The 22,520-nt window shown below is 59.0% G+C and carries 18 protein-coding genes and 1 pseudogene; 8 read left to right on the top strand and 11 right to left on the bottom strand.

All coding sequences use genetic code 11. The annotated features are described in order from the left end of the window. The first annotated feature begins 626 nt into the window (after positions 1–626). Both istA and istB read left to right on the top strand, forming a co-directional pair. Positions 627–2,159 (top strand): annotated as a pseudogene (gene istA / locus AC0L3C_RS27090) (IS21 family transposase). A gap of 11 nt (positions 2,160–2,170) precedes the next feature. After that, positions 2,171–2,914: an IS21-like element helper ATPase IstB gene (gene istB / locus AC0L3C_RS27085; RefSeq protein ID WP_473409437.1), complete on the top strand. Its 744-nt coding sequence runs from the start codon at positions 2,171–2,173 to the stop codon at positions 2,912–2,914. 523 nt (positions 2,915–3,437) lie between these two features. Here istB and AC0L3C_RS27080 read toward each other — a convergent pair. The 3 genes from AC0L3C_RS27080 to AC0L3C_RS27070 form a co-directional block, all read right to left on the bottom strand. Continuing rightward, positions 3,438–3,722, bottom strand: coding sequence for a hypothetical protein (locus AC0L3C_RS27080; RefSeq protein ID WP_473409436.1), 285 nt, complete (start codon positions 3,720–3,722; stop codon positions 3,438–3,440). Positions 3,723–4,309: 587 nt separating this feature from the next. Beyond that, positions 4,310–5,509 (bottom strand): ComEC/Rec2 family competence protein, encoded by a 1,200-nt coding sequence (locus AC0L3C_RS27075; protein ID WP_473409435.1) that lies wholly within the window; start codon positions 5,507–5,509, stop codon positions 4,310–4,312. A gap of 220 nt (positions 5,510–5,729) precedes the next feature. Further along, the gene (locus tag AC0L3C_RS27070; protein WP_473409434.1) at positions 5,730–7,277 is read right to left on the bottom strand and encodes a Fic family protein; all 1,548 of its coding nucleotides are present in this window, start codon (positions 7,275–7,277) and stop codon (positions 5,730–5,732) included. 357 nt (positions 7,278–7,634) lie between these two features. Here AC0L3C_RS27070 and AC0L3C_RS27065 point away from each other — a divergent pair, with 357 nt between their 5' ends. The 4 genes from AC0L3C_RS27065 to AC0L3C_RS27050 all read left to right on the top strand — a co-directional run bounded on the left by AC0L3C_RS27065 (position 7,635) and on the right by AC0L3C_RS27050 (position 12,002). Further along, complete coding sequence (locus tag AC0L3C_RS27065; RefSeq protein ID WP_317245309.1) at positions 7,635–8,684, top strand: nucleoid-associated protein; 1,050 nt, start codon at positions 7,635–7,637, stop codon at positions 8,682–8,684. Then, on the top strand, positions 8,644–10,077 hold the full coding sequence (locus AC0L3C_RS27060) for a hypothetical protein (protein WP_317245310.1): 1,434 nt from the start codon (positions 8,644–8,646) through the stop codon (positions 10,075–10,077). The genes AC0L3C_RS27065 and AC0L3C_RS27060 overlap by 41 nt, the downstream gene beginning before the upstream one ends. 152 nt (positions 10,078–10,229) lie before the next feature. Then, positions 10,230–10,928, top strand: coding sequence for an SGNH/GDSL hydrolase family protein (locus AC0L3C_RS27055; protein WP_456766190.1), 699 nt, complete (start codon positions 10,230–10,232; stop codon positions 10,926–10,928). Positions 10,929–10,970: 42 nt separating this feature from the next. Further along, positions 10,971–12,002 carry a S1/P1 nuclease gene (locus tag AC0L3C_RS27050; protein ID WP_473409433.1) on the top strand — a complete coding sequence of 344 codons (1,032 nt, stop codon included), beginning with the start codon at positions 10,971–10,973 and terminating at the stop codon, positions 12,000–12,002. A gap of 30 nt (positions 12,003–12,032) precedes the next feature. Here the strand turns inward: AC0L3C_RS27050 and AC0L3C_RS27045 are convergent, their stop codons facing one another. The 8 genes from AC0L3C_RS27045 to AC0L3C_RS27010 form a co-directional block, all read right to left on the bottom strand. Then, positions 12,033–12,461, bottom strand: a complete 429-nt coding sequence (locus tag AC0L3C_RS27045) for a hypothetical protein (protein WP_317245313.1) — start codon at positions 12,459–12,461, stop codon at positions 12,033–12,035. Between the two features lie 10 nt (positions 12,462–12,471). Next, on the bottom strand, positions 12,472–12,750 hold the full coding sequence (locus AC0L3C_RS27040; RefSeq protein ID WP_317245314.1) for a hypothetical protein: 279 nt from the start codon (positions 12,748–12,750) through the stop codon (positions 12,472–12,474). 64 nt (positions 12,751–12,814) lie between these two features. Beyond that, complete coding sequence (locus AC0L3C_RS27035; RefSeq protein WP_473409431.1) at positions 12,815–14,593, bottom strand: phospholipase D-like domain-containing protein; 1,779 nt, start codon at positions 14,591–14,593, stop codon at positions 12,815–12,817. A gap of 43 nt (positions 14,594–14,636) precedes the next feature. Then, positions 14,637–15,737, bottom strand: a complete 1,101-nt coding sequence (locus AC0L3C_RS27030; RefSeq protein WP_473409430.1) for an LOG family protein — start codon at positions 15,735–15,737, stop codon at positions 14,637–14,639. Positions 15,738–16,378: 641 nt separating this feature from the next. Then, positions 16,379–16,579, bottom strand: coding sequence for a hypothetical protein (locus tag AC0L3C_RS27025; RefSeq protein ID WP_473409429.1), 201 nt, complete (start codon positions 16,577–16,579; stop codon positions 16,379–16,381). A gap of 476 nt (positions 16,580–17,055) precedes the next feature. Then, positions 17,056–17,496 carry a hypothetical protein gene (locus AC0L3C_RS27020; protein WP_473409428.1) on the bottom strand — a complete coding sequence of 147 codons (441 nt, stop codon included), beginning with the start codon at positions 17,494–17,496 and terminating at the stop codon, positions 17,056–17,058. Continuing rightward, positions 17,486–18,550 (bottom strand): helix-turn-helix transcriptional regulator, encoded by a 1,065-nt coding sequence (locus tag AC0L3C_RS27015; protein WP_473409427.1) that lies wholly within the window; start codon positions 18,548–18,550, stop codon positions 17,486–17,488. Before AC0L3C_RS27015 ends, AC0L3C_RS27020 begins: the two co-directional genes overlap by 11 nt. A gap of 69 nt (positions 18,551–18,619) precedes the next feature. Next, positions 18,620–19,945, bottom strand: a complete 1,326-nt coding sequence (locus tag AC0L3C_RS27010) for a hypothetical protein (RefSeq protein WP_473409426.1) — start codon at positions 19,943–19,945, stop codon at positions 18,620–18,622. A gap of 643 nt (positions 19,946–20,588) precedes the next feature. On the opposite strand from AC0L3C_RS27010, the gene AC0L3C_RS27005 reads away from it, so the two are divergent. Then, a complete protein-coding gene (locus tag AC0L3C_RS27005; RefSeq protein WP_473409425.1) occupies positions 20,589–22,268 on the top strand; it encodes an esterase/lipase family protein in 1,680 nt (559 codons plus the stop codon). Then, on the top strand, positions 22,265–22,495 hold the full coding sequence (locus tag AC0L3C_RS27000) for a hypothetical protein (RefSeq protein WP_473409424.1): 231 nt from the start codon (positions 22,265–22,267) through the stop codon (positions 22,493–22,495). The genes AC0L3C_RS27005 and AC0L3C_RS27000 overlap by 4 nt, the downstream gene beginning before the upstream one ends. Positions 22,496–22,520 lie beyond the last annotated feature (25 nt).

Raw genomic sequence — 22,520 nt, 5'->3', positions numbered from 1 at the left:
AACGGGAATTTTCGCAATCTCGATCGTTGGACGAAGCGTCTCCTGCTGCTCTGCCGAAAGACGACAGGAAAGTTAGTGGGAATGTAATCACCGCATGGTAACCTGCACATCCAATATCGGTCCACTAGCCGCGCGTTTTTCGATCAAGGCGTCCTGCTTTTCCCTAGTTCCGGACGTCTTCATTTCAGCTTGGGGCTTAAATGAATGTCGCAGCGAGTTTGCCGACTTGTTCCGCGACATTGAACGTCGCCAGCGATGCATACGCGATCAGGAATTTCTTCTGGGAGGTGTTGGAACGCGACGGTCACGACGTGACCGAACAGAGGAGGCCGCTAGAGACAGATCGAGCGCACCTCGCTTCTCTCATTGCCGAACAGCTGAGGCTTTGCACGAAGTAAGTCGGTCGTGGAGCTGAACAGAACAGACCACACCCGGATGACGAGCACTGGTCCAAAGGAGTGTTCGACAAGGGCCATGCCGTCTTTTCCAGTTTGCACCGTGCGGATTCCGATCGATGTCGCCCAGGATTCCGAGATGATCTCGCCCACCATTCCGATTTGAAGTCGCCCACCCGTACTCTTTCGGCTTTGCGAAGGGGACCCTGGATGCCGACGGAGAGGCTTGCGATGCGCCGTGTGCGCGATGTGATCAGAATGAAGGCGGCCGGGCTGCCGAGCCGCGAGATTGCGCGACGGGTGGGCGCGGCGCCCTCGACGGTGCGCCTGGCGCTCCGGCGGTTCGAGGCCGCGGGCTTGAGCTGGCCGTTGCCAGACGACGTCACCGACACGGTTCTGGAACTTCGCCTGTTCGCGAAGACCGGCAATGGCAACCGTCAGGGTCACCGCCGCATCGCCGAGCCCGACTGGGCGACCGTGCACCGCGAGCTCAAACGCAAGCACGTGACGCTGTCGATCCTGTGGGAGGAATATATCGCCACCGAGCCCGGCGGATACCGGTACTCGCGCTTCTGTGAGCTCTACCGCGCCTGGGAGGGCCGCCTGTCGGTGACGATGCGCCAGGCCCATGCGGCCGGCGACAAGTTGTTCGTCGACTATGCCGGCGATGGCGTGCCGGTGGTGGTCGACCGCCTGACCGGTGAGCGCAGAACGGCGCAGATCTTCGTCGCCGTGCTCGGCGCATCGAGCTTCACCTACGCGCAGGCGACGTGGACGCAGGGGCTCGCCGACTGGATTAGCGCCCATGTTGGCGCCTTCGCGGCGATCGGCGGCATACCGGCGCTGGTGGTGCCCGACAACACCAAGGTCGCGGTCATTAAGGCGAGCCTGTACGACCCGCAGATCAATCGTACCTAAGCGGAGATGACGGCGCATTACGGCACCGCCATCTTGCCGGCGCGGCCGCGCAAGCCGCGCGACAAGGCCAAGGTCGAGCAGGCCGTCCTCATCGTCGAGCGCTGGCTGCTCGGCCGCCTGCGCCATCGCACCTTCTACAGCCTGGCCGAGGTCAATGCGGCGATCGGCGAACTGCTCACGAGGCTGAATGAGGAACGGCCGATCCGGCGGCTCGGCGTGACACGCCGCCGGTTGCTCGAGGAGGTCGACCGGCCGGCGCTCAAGCCATTGCCGGCGTCCCCTTATGTCCTCGCCGAGTGGCGGATCCGCCGCGTCAGTCTCGATTACCACGTCGAGGTGGAGAAGCATTACTACAGCGTTCCGCATCGCTTCGCCCGCGCCGAGGTCGAGGTGCGGTTCACGGCCCGTACCGTCGAGATCTTCCACAAGGGCGAGCGGATCGCCGCGCATCTGCGCATGAGCGGCAATCACAAACACACCACCGTGCCGGAGCACATGGCCTCCAGCCATCGGCGCTACGCCGGCTGGACCATCGCGCGTATCCGCCAGGACGCCGCCGCGATCGGGCCGGCGACCAGCGCGTTGTGCGACCTCATTCTCGACGAGCGCTCGCACCCCGAGCAAGGCTTCCGCGCCTGCCTCGGCATCCTCAGGCTCGCCGCCTCCTATGGGCGCGAACGGCTGGACGCCGCGGCTGCGCGGGCAATCGACATCGGCGCGCGCACCTATGGTTCGGTCAAGTCGATCCTCGCCAACAATCTCGATCGGCGTTCTGCTCACCAGCGTTCCGCGGACGATGCGCCGATCCTGCATGCCAACATCCGCGGACCGCGCTACTACAATTAGGAGATCATCCCTTGCTCACCTATCCGACCCTCGACCGCCTCAACGCCCTCGGCCTCCACGGCATGGCCAAGGCCTTCGCCGACATCGAAGCCACCGGTGAGGCCGCAAGCCTCGGTCACACCGAATGGCTTGCGCTGCTGCTCGAACGTGAAGCCTCGCTGCGGCACGACAAACGGCTCGCCACTCGCCTGCGTTACGCCAAGCTGCGCCAGCAGGCGTGCGTCGAGGACATCGACTACCGCACCCCGCGCGGTCTCGACCGCTCGCTGTTCGCTAAGCTTGTCGAGGGCCGCTGGATCGACGACCACGTCAATCTCCTGATCTGCGGCCCGGCCGGCGTTGGCAAGAGTTGGCTCGCCTCGGCGCTCGGCCACAAGGCCTGTCGCGACAATCGCTCCGTGCTCTATCAGCGCGTCCCGCGACTGTTCGACGATCTGGCGCTCGCCCGCGGCGACGGCCGCCATCCACGCCTGTTGCGCGGCCTTGGCCGTGTCGATCTGCTGATCCTGGATGATTGGGGACTCGAGCCGCTCGACGCCGGTGCCCGTCACGACCTCCTGGAAATCCTCGAAGATCGCTACGGTCATCGCTCCACCATCGTCACCAGCCAGCTCCCCGTGGACCAGTGGCATCTGCTCATTGGAGATCCCACCTATGCCGACGCCGTGCTCGATCGCCTCGTCCACAATGCCCATCGGCTCGACCTCACCGGTGAGAGCCTGCGCCGAACCCGGCAATCCGCCCGAAAGACTTGAGCCCGTGGCGCTGTGGACATGCCGCTGCGCTTGGACAACGCAATCGCGTCGCCCACATGCCCACAGCAACCGCAGAAGAAGAAAAACAGGTTGAAGTCGCGATTCCAGATTGACCACGCGGCTTGACCGATGCCAGAGAACCAGCCGGCCAGAACGCCTCGCCGCTGGGCGAGATCAAATCGGAAAGGTGGGCGACATCGTCTCGGAATCCACGGGCGACTTCATATCGGTACGCCTGGGCGACTTCGTCGGAATCCGCAGCACCGCAATCAGCGTTCTAAAGAAACTATGTGAATTGTGACCAAAGTGATTTTCTTGTGCCCTAAATGCGCAGGTGCCTTCGTAGCTGACCAAATCCGCCGGCAAGTCCGAGAGCCTGGTCACTTCAGGTGCGCATTCTGCAAAACCAACGTGCACCGGTGGCGGGACGAATATGATTTTGCGAACTGGCGCTCCGTACCGAGAAGCGATGGCTAAGAACTTCTTGGGAACTACACATATCGCCGCTTCGCTCCTAAGCGGATCATCTCCTTCCCATCTTGGTGTGCAGATCCTCTACGCGGCTAGGCTGGAGATGAATGTCTAAAGCCTTCTCCCCGGAGTGTGGGAAGAAAACGCGGTTCGGCTTCGCGTGCAGACTGCGGACGTAGTAGCCTTGTGCCCGATCGGCTGATTTGATTTCGTCGCTGACCTTGAGAACTCTTGCTCTTCTCTTGCGCCACTTGTGTGCAGAGTAAAGCAGGGGTACGGCAGAGCCTGTACTCAGAACGAGCAAGTCGCGCTTGCTGCTGCGATAGACATCATACATTTCGCCCCCGCGATCATATTGAAGTACGCATGAAATATATTTTGGTTGGCTCGATGAAGGAGCTTAGTATCTCGAATGGCAGCGCGGGTTGTAAATATGCAACGCGCGCGAGTTTTGGCTCGCTGCCTCCCAAATGATGGCAAACTGAGGTAAGATTGTCGATAAAGACAAGGAGTTCGTCGAAGCCGACCATGCCGTACGCCCGCTTGATCTCGAATTGATTGTCGAGAGAATCAAGACAACCACGTTGGAGCCCGAATTGGAGCAACAGGCCTAGGCTTTGTGGCTCGTCTTGTGATGCAGTCGCAATCAAGCCCCCGAGTTGAGCCGAACAGTCGCCCCACACCTAAAGGGGCTCTCCAGATATGACGTTCGCGCTCTAACGCCGATCGGCCGTGATACTTCTTTTGACCGTTGGTCGGGCCGACACAGGTGATGCAATGCTGTCTGACCTGGCGTCCATGTTGCTTGCAGAGCGTCCGTCGCAGTGCGGCAAATTACGCGAAATGAACTTCGCCATCGATCACGAGTCATCGAAGTGCCGGCCGCACGGAAAGCTGCAGCGCCAGAACCTTGGCTGTCCAACGTCAATTCACGATGCGATCGCCTCGGCTGGCGACACCTCTTCGCCCTGCGGTGGTCAGACACGTCGTCCAACCCGAGTTTGCGTGCTTAGATAGCGCTTCCGCGTGTGGATGCCGGTAGACGTTGCGATAACCGTAGGAAATCACCAGTTGTCCATGCCTGTTATTCGGCATCGGCACCGACGCCGCGTCCGCATTGAAGCGCGCACCATGATGAGTTGCGACGAGGTGATCTACCTTCGTGGCATTGGCATGCATGAGGTACGCATAGTACGCGTCTCCGGTCAGCAAGGCCGACCGTCCGCTAGTGAGGGTGGCAAGGATGGTCAATCCGCTATCATTGAGATCGCGGGCCGGGCCTCGACTCCTTACCAATTCACCAAACGGAAAGCGGATTCTTGCGTTGGCGGGGCGTACGAGCAGATTGCCCTTTTGGGCGAGTATTCGCGCCAGTCGCGCCGCGCCAGGCCCCAGCCGCTGATTGGGAACAATCCAGCGACATTCTAGCAGATGGGGGAGGTGGAAGGCACCGTGAAGATGATCCCAATCCCAATGCGACAGAACGATCGGGGGCGCCTCGCTTCGATTGATGTCGAAATTGGAGGGGAATGTATGGCGATTGAAGGAGATCGGAAATCCGACATCGAAGTGCAGAATGGCGCGGCCGCGATCATCGCATAGGGAGACAAAGTTTGCCTGACCGACATCCCTGACCAGGACAGATGCCGCTTGTGGGACCCTTTTGAGAACAGTCGATATTGCGGCGCGCGTTGCCGGCTTCGGCAATGGCGCACAGGCAGTGACGAGCGAACGCGGCAGCCCTAGCCGTGGGGCGGCAGCGGCACCGAGAGTTTGGGGTCTCGATCGCGGCCCTCGGGTCTCGTCCGGTGTATCAAGCTGCCGCGCGTAGGTGAGGACTCCGCGTGCGTGCGCCGAGTAGCCGTTGCCTTCAAGTTGAGCGTGCCATGCCGGCAGGCCGGAGCCATCCCGCTCGATCTCGAGATAAAACCAATCGGCTGGCGCCGGTGTCGCGCCCGCAAAGTGGCCAAATCGGGCTGGTGTCGTCACTACGCGCATGAGCGCGAATGGTTTGGTCTGTTCAGCACGAAACCCGTCCAAGAGCCGCGGTCCGGCGCCATCAACATAGTCGGCATCGATGCAATCAAATTCGAAGGATGCACGGCGATGAGGGCTCGTGCTCAATGAATCCACTCGCGAGACGCGCGCGTACAGTCCTCTGCGGGGAAACTCTGGCGGGATGCGGATAAAGAAGAAAAAGAAGATAACCTCCCACGGTCAAAACTCACCGATGCGGCGCGTCTTAGCTGCGACCACGCCGATTGAGGGCGCTATTTTTTATCAAGAGGTCGACCAGCATCTGATCCGACAGGCCCAATTCAATGAAGGTGGCACTCCGACACAGTCAACTCGCCGTTCCAGAGTCTTTCGAGAAAGCCGCTTGATAAAGCTCCTCAATCCTCGTGACTTCATCCGGCGTTAGTTCGGAGAATTCGTTGTCGCGGGCACGCTTTGAGAGTTGTCCTCCATTCTGTTGCAGGAATCCGAAGAGGTTATTGAGCGTCCGCTCCGGCATTTCGATCATGTTCTCGATGCCCGCGCGGAAGGTATCGAAGCTCCGTAAAAATTGCGTTTCCTTTGGAAGATCTTGTTCGATGGTCCTCTGCACGCATTCGTACAGAAACTCGGCGTGGGGCGTCGCGTCGAAGAAACGATAAAAATCACCGGTATCGTTCAAGACCTTGACGTTGCCCTGTGGGGTCGATTCCCATTCAACACATGGAAGCAATCTAGTCGAATAGCTTTCCAACACGGTCTTGTATTCGCTGATCTTGTCGAGAATCGCGGCAGAAACCGGAAAGTGGATCCCGGCGGGATTGAATCCGCGCCGTGCCAGAACATGGTGCATCAGGTATCGGTGAATGCGTCCGTTGCCGTCCTCGAACGGGTGGATATAAACGAACCCGAAGGCGAGCACGGCGGCAGCGACGACAGGATCAAGCTCGTTTTCCGCCGCATGATCGAACGCGATCAGTCCGCGCACGAGGGAGGGGATATCTTCGTGACGCGCGCTGATATGATCCGGGACAGGTCGCTGCGTCTCACGGTCATGCTCGCCGACGAAACCACCTTCGTTACGGAAGCCAAGTTTCACGAAGCGCTCATCGCCGATCACGATGCGCTGCAGGCGTAGAAACTCCGCCTCGTCGAGCGGGGCCCGTCCCGCTTCACCGAGGACCCGGCCCCACCGCTGGATACGGTCCTGTGGCGGTCTCTCTCCTTCAATGACGTAGCTTGACCTTGAATCCTTGAGAAGAAGGAAGGCGGCGGTTCGCGCCAGCAGATCCTTTGGAACCTGGCTCACCACGAAACGGGCGCGCTCCTTGAGATCCTGCGCAATAAATTCGCTCAGCGCTGCAGTCTTGAAAACAAGCGGACAAAATTCCGGCGTTCCTGGCAAATTGTTCCGGACGCGGTGTCGTGCCGAATTCTGCCCGGAGGTCGCATGTTGAAGTTCGGTATCGACGGCGTCGACGTAAGAGACTTTATCTGCCGCAGGCAGGTTGAGTTGGCGGCCCAATAGCCATTCATGCAGAAACCAGATACGACGCGTATACAGACCGGTCGGCTTCTGTCTCACAAGATCCGCAATCTCATCCTCGTTCACAGTGAGGAAAAGCCGTTTCAGGATTGCAAGGTCTAGTCCTTCATTCTTGAGAGCGAAGGTGAGATGCCCCTCAAGCGTCGCGTCCGGCGCATGGCGCGGCGTGTAGATGCGCCACCCCTCCTGCTCAATGATCCGGTGCTTTGTTCCGATTGCGGAAAGCACGCGCGGGACCGGGACGGATAGGCTGTAGGCGTCAACCAGCGCAGCATAGCCAACAGGAGTTGCTATCTCCGGCAGCCGCCGGTCATGAATAACAGACACTGGTCCTGAAAACTTTGTCTGCATTGTCCCAGATCCGTGAAAAACGCTCTCGAATCGTGAATTTCACTCTCAACTTGGCCTTTGAGCCGCAAAACCCTTTTACACCGTGAAAAACACTCACACAACCCGGGAAATGTGAAATGTCTTCGCGAAAACCGTTGGGGTTCTCCCTCGCCCCACCCAAGGGAACACTTTTGAGAGGACCAGCAATCCATTTAGCGGCGTGGCGGCTCGTTCACCGTTCAACAGACCGGCGCCCGGCCACACGTTGGGGATGGAATTCTTAACAAGATGCAAGATTCTTAACGGAACACGACGCAAATTTTGGAATAAAACAGCGCCGCGATTGCAATCAGTTCTCTTTTTGTTCTATGGTGATGAATGTCCTTCCTTACTGAGCAGGAACTCGAAAGCCTGCGCATCGATCAGAGCGTTTTTCATATTGTCGGCCCGGGAGAGGAACATTTTCAACTACTGACTGCGTTCGATGCCGGTCGACACGCAGCTTTTTTCCTGGGCCGCGTCCGATCGGTCAACAGCGGAAACCGATACGAATTTCTCGCGGACGCGCCGGTGCGGGCGCAGCTGGCGCGGATCAGCCGGGATAGGGCAACTTTCCAGGAGCAAAGCGAGAAACTCGCGACAGCGTTCAATGAGGCTCACGGAGGCAGCACGGCTGTCGGTGCCTTCTTGATCTTCTCGCTGTCTTGTTCAGGTGGCCGGTTATATGCACTTCTGAAATTCGAGGACGAAAAGGTTCTCAGCTACGACTACGACGTCAGCCGCGGCCGTTCGGGCAAGCCGAAGCCGACCTTCGGCGAGATTGAGCGGACTTTTGTCCAGAACCGCAATGCCCTGCAGAAGGCCGCGCTGATCAAGCTCGGCAAAGAGCGCGACGAAATCTGCGTTGTCGATCGTCAAAATCCGCAGCGGCCTGCGGCCTATTTCGAACAGTTCTTGCTCGTGCGACGCCAGCGAACGGAAGAGGAGCTGACAAGGACAATCGTCGAGGTCACGCGCAACATTGCGCACAAGCACAAAGACATACTTCCGCAGGACACGATGAAAAATCTGGCGCAACGCCTCTACGACGCCAGCCAATCAGGCGGTTCCGTCGACGGCGAAAGTGCTGAAAATTGGCTGAAGAGCATTTTCGGGCCGCTGCCTGATGATAGCCCCGTGCTGACCGACTTCAAGGCAAAGCTGAAGCGCGAAGGAATGGCGGGCGAATCGTTCGTGCTCCAAAAGAACGCAATTCAGGCTCCCAAGAACCGTCGCGTTGAGACGGCAAGCGGGGTCAAATTGACCTTCCCTGTCGGTTTGATGTCTTCAGTCATTTCGGTGAACCGCGACAGGGGCGAGATTATCATCAGGGACAAGATCACACTCGATGACTTCGAGATCAACACATCTGGTCGAACGCGTACGTGAGCTTGTCGCGAACGGCGCCGTGGCGGACGAACGTATTGACGCCCTCGTGTTGCGAGGCCGGCTACCGTCCGTCGATGCGCAGGTCGCCTGGCTCGGCTTCGTCGACGATGTCCCACCGCCGTTCTCGTCCTTGCAAGTCTATAATCCGGGTCTCGGTGGTGATCTCGTTGGGAGTGATATCTTTGATTCGACCCGCGAGATCGTGATCACGCTCGGAAAGCCAACTGCCGACGGCTGCGCCTTCTTTATCTTCCAGTCCGACATCCCACAATACTTGGCGCAGCGAACTGTCCTTCCGCGCCTCGCGATCGCCGACTTCAATTCCACTCAGGCATTTCGCGCACGAGGATTGGAGTTCGCTTCATGGGATTTCGCGCAAACGCCACCGCGAGCCGAGCCTTTGCTTGGGTCTATCGACCCCACTCGCTATGTTCGTGACTTTGTCCCCGACCGTGAAATCGTTACCGATCTCAATCCCTGGCTATTATTGGCCGCGCCAGCGGTTTCATCGCCGGCGTATCAAGCTTGGGAAACGGTTTCTGCCCGCAGACTGTTGGGCGGTCTCGTCTCCCGCGCCTGGCTCGAGGATGGCCAGGTCTGGCTGCAAGCGGCGGCGACGCCTCCGATCTATCGCATTAGAGCCGATGATCCTGCCCTGCCCGGCGCTCGTTCTCGATTGACTGAATCCGCCAACTGGGTTTTTCTTTCGGGGACAGATGTCGAGGCACGCCACCTGCTCTTTTCCGGTGAGTTGGCTCGGGCGAGCCGTCCTCAGCAAGATCTCGCCACGACATTGGAGCAGGCGCTTGAGGCGGCCAAAGCTGCCTATGAAGCTCACGTCCAATCATCGAGCCGCGAGACTCTGAAGGCGCTCGCCGATCTCCGCAAGACCGTGATTGATGAAACTCAGAAGGTAGCGCAACGGGCGCAGGATCTTGCGGCTACGCTCTGGCGCGACCTGGCCGTCTCGGCTGCGCCTTTTATACTGAAGATCCTGGGAGATGCGGCCAAGACACCGGGTCCTCTCATCTCTTCCTTATTCTACTTTGCGGCCGCCGTATTCATCGGTCTGTCGTTCGCGTTGCAGTGGCGGATCAATGGCGCGTTCTTCCAAAGCCAAGCCTCGTCCCGACGGAGCTGGATGCAAAGTCTTTTTAGTTACATCTCCGTTCGCGAGCGGGAAGAAATCGCTGAAACGCCGATCGAACAAGCGATGAAGAACTATCGGGAGACCCGCGGCGTACTGCTTGTGGTCTATGGACTGTTGATCGGAGCTCTCGTTGCCGCCGGTGTCCACACACTACACGATGTAACGCCGTCACCTTCGAGCCCCGTTACAGGCGTCGCGCCCAGCCCAGTACCAGTTCCGCCGCCTCCGGCAAAGCCGCCGTAAATTTGAGTGGTTAAGATTTCTACTAGCCGCGTATCCGCGATCGAGATCCAACAGGGCTTGATAATAGTCGAATGCAACTGCGATAGCGTAATCGCCCCGTCACATTTCGGCACCAAATTCCATCGAAACTCTCGAGCGCGTAGCTGAATCTCATGCCCGCAGTCGATCAGACCGCCATTCCAGCCCAACCGAAGCGGTTTCAGCACCATATGCGGTGGTTGTCGGGACGCTTGGCCGGCGTCGGAGCAATCAAGATCGTGGCGATCGGCTCGTCGACCACGGCGGGTGAAGGCGACATCGTGCCCTATCCGCAGCGTCTCGAGCGGGCGCTGCGCGCAAGCTTTCCGGGCAGGAACTTCGATATTCTCAACCGCGGCGTCGGCGGTGAAGAAGCTCCAGACGAGCTACGAAGGATTCAAGGCGACGTACTCGGCGAGCAACCATCGGTCGTGGTCTGGCAGGTTGGTACCAACGCGGTTTGGAAGAACCAGGATCTGGACGCCACCGCCGGCGCGATCCAACGCGGTCTCGCGATGTTCGCAAATGAATTGATGGACGTCGTGCTCATGGACCTTCAGTACGTGCCGGCCGTGCTCACTCCGATCATGGAGGAGCGAGCACACCGAATGGTGGCATTGATTGAGACGGCAGCCGGCCGGGCCGGCTTCCCGGTCAACGTGTTCCACCGCTTCGCATTGATGAAGCAGTGGCATGAGGCAGAACGGGTCTCCTTTGACCGGATGGTCGATCCCACCGATCCTGACCGCCTCCACCACAGTGACTGGAGCGCCCGCCGGATGGCAGAGGCGCTCGCCAACACGATCGCGATCGGCGCCACTGGAGGCTCATGAATGAAACGAAGTGTTGAAGTTTTTCCCACGCGAGGATCCGTCATGGCTAGAATTGCTGCCAGCGTCATTGTGCTCTTGAGCCTCTTCTTGGCAAAGCCCGCGTCCGCTTGGGGACCCGACGGACACCGCTTGGTCGGGTCGATTGCTGACCAACTACTGACCCCGAATGCCAAGCAGCAGGTGAAGACCTTGCTGGGCGTCGACCTACGGCAAGCCGGGCCATGGCTCGATTGCGTGAAGAGCGTCCACAGGCAAAACGATGGCAGCCTCGCCTACGTCGTGGATCCCCAGTACGAACCTCCCTGCACCCCCTTCGCGAACGACCGTAACGCCATGGTCGATTACGCCGGCCGAAACTGGATCGATTGCGTCTATCCGGAAGGAGCGAGCGCGACCGCCAATCTTGGCTGTCACAATACGTACCATTTCGACGACGTGGCCGTTCAGCGCGACAAGTTCGATCGAAACTATGCGGGTACCAATGATCATGATTTGGTCGCGACTACCAACGCCGCGATCGCCGTGCTGCTTGGCCGGCCGGCTCCGCCGCCCTTCGACATCAAGGACAAGAAGGAGGCTCTGTTCATACTCGCTCATCTCGTGGGCGACATGGCACAGCCCCTTCATGTCGCTGCGCCGTACCTCGATCCCAACGGAAGCCTGGTCGATCCGGACGTCACGCACACGATCGACCCGTCGACCGAAACCGCGGGCGGCAACTGGATCCACGATAAAGCCGTCACCGTCGGAAACGACACTTTCCATCATGCCTGGGACGACACCCCATCCGATCTGGGAGACACCGCCCCGCTGGCTTTGGTGAACGTCGCAAAGGCCGTTCCGGCCGATACGGACCGCATCGAGAACTGGTCAGCAATTTGGGCCACGGACACGATCGTGGTGGCGAAACAGACGATGTCGAATGTGACTTACACGAAGATAGGTCCCAGGAAATGGACGATCTCCTTCTCGGATCGAGCTGCGTACCTTCAGTCGGCGGATACTATCAAGCGACAGCAGCTTGCCAAGGCGGGAGCCCGTCTCGCCGAGATCGTGAACCACGTTTGGCCCTAGTCAGAAAAGCACTCTCGCGGAAACGATCCGTCAATCTTCGTGCTCGGCAGCCGCGGGCGGCTCTTTGGGGGACAGCCCGGGCGTCGTCGTATTCTGTTTCTTGATCCGCATCGCCAGGATAGTCGCATAAAGATCACGCGGAGAGGCCTTGTCGAGGTCCTGCAGATCACGATAGTTGGCCAAGAAATCCAGGATGCTCGGCCTCAGTGGCCGTGTGTCTGTCGGCGCTCGAGTTTTGAGCTTGCGGTCGAGGTCGAGCTTGGTGAGCTCGATTGCATGCTTACGCCATTCGACCTCTCTATCTTGTCTGTCGCGCGCGCCTACGACAAATTTGGTGATCACCCCGGTAATGACGCCAACGATCACGGCGCCGGTCGCACCTACGACGGCCGTTACGGCCGTCAACGTAGCCGGCTGCAGCTTAGACAGCTCTTGAAAAAACTCTTGAAGCGCGCTCATGGAGAGGATCTCAGGCTGACATGGCTCCGCCCGCCTGACCTTCCGTTTTGCCGACAATGAATTTCCGTTCTAGGACCTTTCCGGTCGAATCCTTGGCGATCACGACCAATTCCGTCCCGCCCGCGCCCTGCGGCATCCGCATCTCTTCGTGACACGGCGGGTCGGGACAATCGCTCTCGTGCACCACCTTCCCGCTCAGCCGGACGGTAATGCGGGTCACGCCGATGCCACCCAGGATCGTGAAACGGAAATTCCTGCCTTCGACGGGCGGCTTTGCATCCAATTCCATTCGTGAAACCATTCGCTAGTGAAAGGATATCGCACCACTCACCGTCGCAGTGCCTTATTGAACGCTACTGTGGACACCATACTGCCAAGTGCTTCTTGCGCGAAGCGGATAGATAGCGGCCCTGCCACGCGGGATCGTCCGACAAGTGCGACCACGGTACCTTGCCCTGATCGAACTGCCGCTTGACGTAGGCACGCCAGGAATAGTGCTCATAGGTGGCAAGACAGGCGACACTGTACGCCTCCGCCAGAGATCGATTGCCGTGCACCACGACAAAATTGTCGTCGTTCTGCTCGCTGGCGGACCCGGAAAAGTTGTGAGATCCGGTGACCACCTTGCAGTCGTCTGAAAAGGGGTCGATCACGATCATCTTTGAGTGCGTGATCGCATGGCCGATGCCCGGGTTCTGGTTGGGAAACAGAAACTGGCTGCGCGTCACTTCCCCAATCCAGTCCGAAAAGGACTTCACGACGCCTTCGGGCTGCACCAGAGCCGTCTCAAACTCATGGGACTCGGTATCGAGACCTCTCAGCGAGAATTTTTCGCGGTTATCCGACGTGACGGTGCTGACGACACCCCTGACGTAGATCTCTGAGGCGCTTGCGACAATATCAGCGAGTGGATCGGGACCGGGCTGGAACATCACATAGAGGATCATGTCCTTGGCGCCCGTCACGAGCTCGATGAGCGCCTCGATGTCGATACCTTTCCGGACATTCTTCTTCGACTTGCTTCGGACCCGGGTGAACCAGACGTCTGTCCCGTTCGCCGGACGCGGCGATTTGGCGTTGTCGCCCACGAGATCCGGCGTGAAGTCGCTGCCAGCATCTCTCAGGCGGCCCCACTGCTCGAAATACAATCCGGCGATCTTTGGGTCGACAAACAGAATTCCATTATTGGCCTGCGTGCAGAGGCCGGTCGGCGCCCAATTCGTGCTTCCGGTCCACACCTTCGTTGCGACGTCGCCTTTGGTGGACACAACGACGGCGAACTTGTTGTGACCCAGGCCCTTTGAGCCGAGGATCCTGTCGTGGACGTCAACGCCGGCCGCCTTCAGCTCCTCGCGGACATCCGCGTTGCCGTCGCCCCCCTTGTCGGAGCCATTCGATAGCACCAGGTGCGCGCGCCGCTTCAAAAGCTTCAGCCGCGCGATCAGTTCCTCATCTGAGAGCTCGTAAATCGCCAGATAAAGCTCCAGCCTGGGATCCCCGATGACTTCATCGAGCAAGCGCAGGAGCGCCAAGCGAAGTTCACCCGAGAGAAATCGCCTCAAAGGCTCTTCGAGGTCGGCTATGTGATCCTTGATGTCGCGCGGCTTCCAGTTCTTCTCACGCGCGATGCGTGCGACGAATTGAGACATGACGAAGCCGCGATTGAAATACGCCTCTATGCCGTTGCCGGCTTGGCCATTCACGTGGATGGCTTCGGTCCAGCCGGAATCCGCCAAGGACAGCAGCGTGTTTTCTCCGACAATGCCCTCCCCGGACGATCCTACCGCATTGATGCGATAGCGGACCGTCTGGCCGTTGTTGGCGCCGTGATCCGTCCATTCGTATCTTTGGAAAGGCCATACATTCGACGGCCTTGAGCTATTTGCGTCATCAGCGCCATCGGCGGGCGGCTGATCGGTAAAGCCCACGCGATTGCGCAGGATCTCCGTGGGCGACCAATTCCCACCCACCTGGCGCTGGCGCTCAATCATGAAGCCCAGGCATCCGGGGATCGGTACGTCCGAAGCAGCACCGCTGGAGACGCGCCAAAAGAGCTGGACATCGTCGCAATCATGATAGGCAGTTGCTCGCATCTGAGTTCCATTGACCGTATTCGAAACCGCACCCGGCATGGCGATGCCTCCTCCCCTCGATGGGCATGTGACCCTTTGTCTGTCAGGCTCGGCTCAAGAAGCTGGTCGACACCTTCATCGGCTCGTCGGCCAGCGCAAACATCAAGTTCTGCAGCGCTATGCCAGAATGAAGCCGCAGCACATCGCCTATCTCCTTCGCGTCTACCGTGAATCTGACCTTGAGCAGACAGGCCGCGCCATCTTTCTTGCGAGCTCTCGCCAAGGTGAACAGGTTGCGGACGGTGTCGTCGACCTTGACGCCCTTCTTTGACGGAATGGGATCACCATTCGCATCGTATTCGGCATCGCGTTGCCAGTAGCGGTTCTCGTCGAAGAAAATCATTGGCGTGAACGATTTTGCGTCAGGGACGTAGCAGTTTCGCTCGGCGTCTTCGAAGATTTCGCGCATCGTGCCGCCGCTACCCCGGGCGTAGACGATGCCGGCGCGCGAGTTGGTGATGAGTGTCTCCTCGCGAATGCTATTGAGGAAGAACTTGGCGTAATGCGTCGCAAAGGGCGTGGTCGGCTCCTGACCATAGAGCCAGGTGGGCACACCGAGGCTGAGGCTCGGCTTGGCCGGTGCACGCGTCCTGGCGTCCAGAGCGGCGTTGATCCAGCGCCTCGCGTCGTCGAATTGGGTCTCGTGGCCCGGCGCGACCCCTCCCTCGCTGGTCACGAGCTGATCCAGCACAGGAAGCAGGGGCTCCTTCCCGAGGATGAACAGCGCCGCCGAGAAGGCCGCATCGTCGGCGCCGGCGAAAGTTGCGCCGACGTGAGCGGCCTCCATCGCACCGGGGCCGCCGCCCGTAACGATCATAAAGCCCTGTTCGGTCAGTTGACGCGCCAGCCTTGCTAGCGTCGCATAGGCAGGTTCCCCCCTCGACAGCTCGTGCCCACCCATAATGCCGACGAGCTTTGGCGTCTCCTGCGTCAGGAAGCGTCTGAGCGCGTCAGAAATGTTGGCATCGTGGTCGGCCTGCTTCCTCCGCACGTCCAGAGTCGCCGGGTTGTCAGCGCCGTCAGCGACATATTGCCGGAAGACCCGGAAATCCCACGCCTCCGCCAGTCCCATCTTCGAAGTCGGATCGTAGCCGCGTAGAAGATCTTCGGAAGAATACAAATCGGTGGGCAATTCGTAATCCAAGGGATGCTCCTAAAAAACTCAGGTCAGATCGAAGGGACGGGGAATCCGCCCAGCGGACGCCGGCCGGCCAACCACGGCAAACATTCTCGGTGCAAGGTCAAATGCCTAAACTACAGGTAGAGTGTGACATTCACTTCTCAGGTAGGCAAGGCCTAATTCCTTTCGTTCCGCCACGGCCATCCGGAGGGATCTCAGCCACCGCTCGTTTGCTCGCTGAAATCGTCAAGCCCATGCCGGCACTGAGCTCCCTGCAATTGGAAGTGCGGACAACGGCGAGGCTGACGAGAAGCAAACAAAGCTAAGTCGTTGGGTTGTTCGCACCATCCCAATCAAAAGCCAATTGAAGGAGACGCCCCTCGATGAGCTCCTCGCCGAATCCATCGAGCAGGGCAAGAATGAACCCAATCGATGACATCCTCGATATGTTCGAGACTCTGCATGAGCGGCTGGTGCGGGCGGAGGGCATGGTCGCTGACGAGATCCGGCGGCGTACGCGATGACTCCTCATGCCGCAGTCAGCGCGGTTCAGTGCCGTGAAGCCAGCTTGTACCAACGCGAGCACCGCGACCGCGCGCGGCCGACACCCGGACCGGTCGATGAAAACATAGAAAACCGACGACCGGGCCGCGATCCGACTACTCTTAAGCTTCGCCCGAGCCGGAAAACAGCACCGTCGGTGGCGCCGCGCGCGGCGGCGGGAGAGTCCGACCGCCCGGGGCTCCCGGTCTGCTCTTGAGATCGTATCGCTGGGCCAGGTCGAGTAGCCGCCGCTTGGTGAATGGGTCCGCGTTTTCCGCCAGATCGCGCGCCCGCTGTGCGAAGCCCCTATAAAATTCTTCCACGACGCCACCCCGCAACATCACTGAAAATCGGATTTCAACGTGAGACGCGCTCCGCGTCAAGCGGCCTGGTACATGAGAACAATTTTCGGCGATTGACTTGGGCTCGCGGCACGAGGGGAACTAAGCTGCTCCCAGCAGGCAAAAAACATGACTCGGCTCTACCTCAGCCGGAAGCTGTGCCCGAAGTGCGGTAAGCCGATGACGGCCGTACCCGACGACGTCGCGCCCGGCCGGCCGCGCTACGTCTGCGTGGTCTGCGAGGACGATCCGCTGCGATCCCGCCGCCCGGAAGCGGGCGGAAGCCGCAGGGCTCTTCCTCGGAGGTCGCGCAAAATGTGCGTGATCCATCAGATCGAGTATGCTGTCGCGCAGAAGCCCGCTGATTAATCCTCATTGTCTAGCAAGGAAGTAGCCTACGACTTGCTGCTCCTCAGACTTTGCGTCCGGAGCGACGGTTCACGAGCCGTCTTCAGCGACTACGCGATCGGCTCCAGCTCAGAAAGGCACTTTTCCAGATTGGCCTTTGCTTGAGAGAGATAGGTCCTCATGGAAGAAAGCTGACCGACATCCGGCTTGGCTCGTCCAGAACTGGCAGCGCCCAAATGCTGACAAACCTTGACCAGGTCGCTTGTCATGTCTTCCAGAACAAACGTCAGGTTCTCAAGCGTCATCAATTGATAGAATAGTGGGCTTGAAATTGCTGCATCTTCCGCAAGCGGTCCATTTAGCCTCACGTCTACCAAAGGGACAAGCACATCGGGCGCGTCCTGACTTACTTTGCCCATGCAAGTGAGCAATGTGGTGTAGGTAGAGGGAACATAGATGACACGATCGACTACCGATTGGCTATAGAGAACGAGCGTTTCCTCGGTGAGGCCTTCGGTCGGCGTTAGAGCAGACTGATCCTCAGTCGACATGATTTTCGCTTTCCTCGTTGTAGGCGTGCATTATAAAGTGCGACACTTTTGGCTGCACCGGCTCGACGAGCACGTGCGTTCTTTGCGCTTCCGACTTCTTTTCGTTTGCCGTTACCACCTGGGCACCTCGATAGGAGCGCTTTCCTACTACCTTCACATGATGCGCTTGCGCCGGCACGGGCGCGGGTGGCGCCATCGTCGGCGGCTCATGATTTGCCAGCATTTGCAGCACGTCAAACATGTTTAGTCGGGGAGGTCTATTGAACGGCAAGCCTCCGATCTGCACCAGGTGATCATAATCTGACTTCAATACCGGATCATGAACTGCCTTTTTGAGAATGTTGAGATAGAGTTCTCCGGCGTCCGCAGCGATCTGGGCCGGTGCATGCGGGAGAAGAGGCTGCACATGACGGCCGAACAGCGCCGGACGAGCCGGCTGCACGGCGCGCGGGGGTTGCACAGCGCGAGCGGGTTGCGCAGCGTTAATGGGTCGTGCAGGACGCGCGGCAGAAGCTTCCTTTTTTGAAAGCGCAATCGCGCCATCTCGTGTCATGCAAAAATGAGCTTCTTTCCCATAAGTCGTTCGCTCCACAAGACGGGCATTCGCCATCATGTGCAGTATCCGGCTCAGATTGGCCGGTTTGAGTCCGAGTTTTCGAGCGATCGCGGCCTTTTCCAGAGGCTTCCCGTCAGCGGAGCGAAGAAGCCTTAGTATCGCTAGGACGTGTTGCCGACTGAGAATTTCGCTGACGTTCGCGACTTTGGATGTCGCAATCGACATCTCCAATAGATCGTAGAACGCACGCAAACGCTCGGCATAGGCCGCGTTCTTCGTCAAGAGGGCGGCGCTCGTACGGCGAAAGATATCAAACCACTGACGCAACTCGTCGTCGCGGCGCCTTCCGTCAAGGGCCTTCCAGAGCCAAGCGCCAAGCGCAGAATACAGGCGTGCGTAACTTGTCTCGGACCCCTCCTTCAGGAGCGCAGACACGGCAAGCCTAGCTTCCGAAGCCGAAGCGTCGCCTAGTTCGATTTTTTCGAGCGCGGCATCCATGACCATGTCCATACATCATAACGGTTAATAACGCTTTAGTACGCTTTACCGTGATTTTGCCTCTCGAATCTAGGTGGCCTGAGGCCAGCGATAAGACTTCCAAACGGTTTTTTGACCCAGTTGCTCCACGGGAACCTTATTGGGGCGCTTAGGCATAGGTAATATAGCACCTATGCGCCCGTCTTTGAACTCGGTGTCCGTCATGTGCTGAACGACGAAGGTTCGCGTGCCGAACTTCACTCCCATTTGGGCGGCAGTCGTCTGATGTCCCTCCATGGTTTGATCGTTTCCCATCGAGGGAATGAGCATCAGGTCGATATCCATTTTGGTGAACGGGTTCCTCTCGGCATCTGCGTCGCAGAAGTCCAAACAGATCGCGAAGCCGATAATTGCGGCCTCCGTTGCGAGAACGCACAACTTGGTACCCGGCGTGATGTCTTCCTTGCCCCAGCCCCCACCCGAGAAGGGAGCAATCTTATCGTAAACCAGCCGCTCGATCCCGTAGCCGTCGAAAACGAGCGCGCGATTGACGACCCCCTCTTTCGTAGCTTCGTGCCAGGTCCCCGCAACTACGACTTCGGGTGGCAACCGATCATCAGCCACGTCACGATCTTGAAGAAGAGCCTTAATCCGACCGCGTAGCTTTGGAGGTACAGCCAGTTCAGGCCAGACCACGGCAACGCACTCTTCGTCCAAACACTTCGTGATCTGCTCTTCGACGACCGCATCCGCATAGGGAGAATTCGCGCCCTTTACGACAAAGCGTTTCTCTCCGAGTTGTTCGGAGACGTCTGTATCGAGCTTCAACTCCTCGAAAAGGCACGCGCCCACCTTCCAGTTGCTTTTATCCGCCGCAGAAAAATGTAGGGTTCGGCCATTGAAAACCTCAACGGCGTACCCATCGATCTCCTTGGGAATGATGCGATGAAAGACCAAGCCACGCCGCTGATATGGTTGCGTTTGCGATAGCGACCTCGCCGTGCTTACGCTGTCTCGCGGGATGACGTAACAGTTATCCACGATCCATTGCGACGGCTCCTTCGGCCATTGAGAGCGGTACTGGCCCAGTGTCCAATCGACCGCTCGGATCAAACCACCGATCGTCTCCGCGATCTCTTCCAGCCCGTCGGGCAGCGTCCAAGCGATCGATCCCGTCGCGAGGGCATCCGAGAATTTCCTCTCCCGGCCCGCGATCCTTCCGTCAGCCATGGCACGATAAGCCTTGAGGACGGGCCCCGTCGAACTCAGAAACAGTCCATTCAGTTGGACAAGAACGCGCCGAAGGTTCTCGGCGCTGAAATCGTTAACGGTGGAATGCGTTGTCGCAAGCGCGCGTGCACGTTCCTTCCATGCACCGAATTCAGCACTATCCTTGGAGGCTTGGCTAAGCGCCACCGTGCGAGACCTGAATCAAACGACAAATATACAATACGACTGTTAGTGGTTTCACTCTCAAATCGCAACCGCTAACGATCGTAATTCGAGCCGGTCAAAGCTTTGAACGCGGCAAGACGACACGGCGACCGCGCATTGAATCACCGTCGGCGGAAATGAGCTGCTGAGCACCAGTGGCGCGAGCTGAGTGCTCGCGGCGAACCGACGCGATTCGCCGCCCCAGGTCCGTTTGCGCCGTCTAGGCGAGGCAGATAACAAGCCGACCTTAAGGTCTTCCCTAGGTTTCGCATGCGCCAACTCGACGAGGAGCGCTGCTCGAGCAAGCTTATCGATCGCATCAGATGTCCCGTGTATCCAAGCCAGCCCGGGCGGGGGTGCCCGGCCCGCCGCAATTCAGCTGAAAGGTATAAGCTGCTGCGCAAAAAAACCGCAGCCGTGGAGATTTGTGCCCATCATGCCAGCACCGCTACGCCGACGCAGTCACAACACGCGCAGCTCGGGTGCTCATCCATTATGGCCGCCCCGTCGTGCTGACATCCCCAAACAGGTATGCTATCTAGGATTGATATAATCTAAAGTTATAGTGAGCATACTGTCGCCGACAGCCTGGGTCGGCCGCCTTGTACAGAAAAGGGTTGTGATCATGCCCCTTGAGACAAAGCCTGCCGAGATCATCGGCACTCATATCGTGCAGGATCAGCTCATCTGGTACCCACGCGTAGGGCACGACAACAATACACGATGCGTTATATTCGTCCATGGCGTGACCGGCGATATCGTCAAGACGTGGCAAAGCAAGGAGCTCAAGGCCGGCTTTGTCGAGCTCATCCTCGCCGATGTCGCGCTACAGGACTACGACGTCTATGCCTTCGGATATTACACCAAAAAATACCGCGGGCCGCCGATCGACCACGCCGCCAAGGACCTCGACAGCGCGGTGTCGAGCCTGCCAAGGCACTACGACAGCATCGTCTTCATTGCGCACAGCATGGGTGGTCTGGTGTGCATGCAATATATCATTGACAGGCTGCAGCGCCCGGACGGGCCTCCTCCGATCAGCGGGCTCCTGTTATACGGAACGCCGACCACAGGCAGCGATCTCCTCAAGGTCGCAAGGCTGGTTGGTTATGGAGTCGGCATGAAGATTCCGGTCATCAGTCATGCCATTGACCTGTTCCGGAAAAGCCAGCAACAGTTCGTGGACCTTGAGACCGGGAGCGAGTTTCTCACGCGCCTTTTCGATCAGTGGGCGCTGCGGGTCGTCAATGGCGGTCACGAAGAGGCCGGCGACCAGCGCATGTGGCTTGCCGTTCGCGTCGTGACCGGCAACAACGATATCGCGGTGAGCGAGGCCTCGGGCAAGGGGGTCTATGGTGCGATCGATTGGAAGCCCCTGCAATTCGATCACATCCAACTGGTCAAGCCTGCGGCCGCCAACGATAGGCGATACTTGGAGGCCAAGAGCTTTCTGCAGATCGCGCGCCGAACGGACCCCGACGTGCTGGATCGTGTCTGGAGGGCAAGCCAGGACACCTGGGCCAGTCGATTTGGCCGCGTCAGTAAGGATCTCGTGTTCTTCACGGAGATCGATTTGCGCAAGAGCACGCGGAGGAGCGGTGCGCTGGCAGCCTACGGAACGTGTACCACGATCTGCGAATACCGCTTCATCCTCGGCAGCGACTTCATCGACTTCGGCATCTCGTTTGCCGCCTCCGCCGAGCTCTGGGCCCGCCAGCCGGCGCCGGTCTACATTCACCAGGTCGGACTGGATCTGCTGCCGCAAGCCGAGCAGACTGCGCTCCGGCAATCCATCGACTCCACCCTCAGGAATGAGGACGATGAGGCGGTCTGGTCGACGTTCTTTCCCCGGCTTTCAATCAGCATCGATAACGTCGTGCTGCAAGGAGACGAGTTCAATTGGCCGACGACCACCAGGACATCAGCCCCCTGGCTGCTGCGGAGATTCCGTCTTCCCGCAGGGCTCGCGGCCAAGATCGGCACTATGGTGACGCTGAGAATGCGATACGATTCCGTCGTGCCGTCGTCACTCCCCCACTTTACCTTCTCGGCTCCCTGGATTGTGCACAAGGCTAAAGTCGACGTGGTGGTAAAAGGAGACTTCGAGTATTTCGTGCTGGGTCACAGGCTCGTTCCGGACGGCAAGGTCGAGCGACGGCTGGAGCAGGTTCTCGAGGGCCGCAAGGCGCATTTCTCCCATGAGGAGATCATGCTGCCCGGTTCCGGGATGGACGTCCGCTGGCGGCTGAGGGATCACAATCAAGCAACGCTCTCGTCGTCGGAACATGCAGGAGAAGCCTCATGAACGGATATGGCACCGTCGAGGCGATCTACCGTCAGCTCGGTATTGGGGTCATCAAGAAGAAAAATGGGGAGCGGATCATTTTCACAGCCGGCTCCGTCAAAGGCGGCGATCAGGGCTTCCAGGATCTCGAGGAAGGCGAGGACGTGTACTATCGCGTGTTCAATGACAAGATCGACTCGATCGGCATCGCTCGCGACGTCTGGAAGAAGCACGATGGCGGCAAATAGCGGTTCTGGCGCGAAAGCTGTCCGT

The organism is Bradyrhizobium sp. WSM4872, from assembly GCF_055811715.1.
Note: the sequence above shows the minus strand (reverse complement) of the source record. Positions and strands in the feature narration are given on the sequence as shown.